We start from the raw sequence: 238 nt of genomic DNA, 5'->3' as shown, positions 1-238 counted from the left end.
CCTTATGAGGTGGTGACCTTCAAACGCTGCAAGGTCAACATCGACTACCACATCGAGGTGAATGGCGGCTTTTACAGCGTGCCCTCGGCCTTGGCCCGGCAAAGCGTCGACGCCCGAGTGAGCGCCCATACCGTCGAAATCCTGCATGGACACCGGCGAGTCGCCAGCCACCTGCTGCTGCAACGGCGCGGCGCCTACAGCACCCAGAGCGAACACATGCCGGCCTCGCACAAGGCCC

1 protein-coding gene is annotated in these 238 nt (G+C 63.4%); it reads left to right on the top strand.

Annotated features, from left to right (window positions below):
• Positions 1–238, top strand: a 238-nt coding sequence (locus AAEZ05_RS30115; RefSeq protein ID WP_502947822.1) for a Mu transposase domain-containing protein, incomplete at both ends; no start/stop codon positions are given.

The organism is Pseudomonas sp. HY13-MNA-CIBAN-0226 (genome assembly GCF_040310305.1).
In the GTDB taxonomy this organism is placed as follows: Bacteria; Pseudomonadota; Gammaproteobacteria; order Pseudomonadales; family Pseudomonadaceae; genus Aquipseudomonas; species Aquipseudomonas gregormendelii.
Note: the sequence above shows the minus strand (reverse complement) of the source record. Positions and strands in the feature narration are given on the sequence as shown.